Source organism: Maribellus luteus, from assembly GCF_003576475.1.
In the GTDB taxonomy this organism is placed as follows: domain Bacteria; phylum Bacteroidota; class Bacteroidia; order Bacteroidales; family Prolixibacteraceae; genus Draconibacterium; species Draconibacterium luteum.
On sequence record NZ_QWGR01000204.1, the window covers coordinates 1 to 561 of the forward strand.

The following is a 561-nucleotide window of genomic DNA, read 5'->3' on the forward strand; positions in this document are numbered from 1 at the left end:
GCAGCTGCAGCAGTCTCGCCGTTGCCGGCGGGCGCCGCCGCGATCGGCTGGCCGTCGGGGCCGACCGCCATGATCTGCGGGTTGAGGCCGCCCTTCGACTCGGGGCCGGCATAGGTGGCTTCGAGATCGATGATGTCGCGGAGGAAGATCTTGCCTTCGTTGAGTTCGTCGCGCCAGATGATGATGGCCTGGAAGGTCAGCGGGCTTTCGCAGAGACCGGCGATCATCGCCTCGCGGCCGGCCTCGATGCGCTTGGCGATGGCGATTTCGCCTTCGCGCGACAGCAGCTCGACGGTGCCCATCTCGCGCAGATACATGCGCACGGGATCGTCGGTGCGCTCGCCCGGTTCGGACTTCTTGACTTCGGTGACGGCCTTCGACGTCACCTCGACGAGTTCGTTGTCGGTCTCGTCGTCGTCCTCCTGCTTCTCTTCCTCGTCCGTGTCCTCGGAGACGTTGATGCCCATGTCCGACAACATCGACATGATGTCTTCGATCTGTTCGGGCGAGGTCTGGTCGGAGGGCAGCACTTCATTGAGCTGATCGAAGGTCACGAAGCCG

At 64.0% G+C, this 561-nt stretch carries 1 protein-coding gene; it reads right to left on the minus strand.

Translation table 11 applies throughout. The features are described 5' to 3' along the window. A partial coding sequence (locus D1614_RS28600; RefSeq protein ID WP_241558167.1) for an RNA polymerase sigma factor region1.1 domain-containing protein occupies positions 1-561 on the minus strand: 561 nt, incomplete at both ends.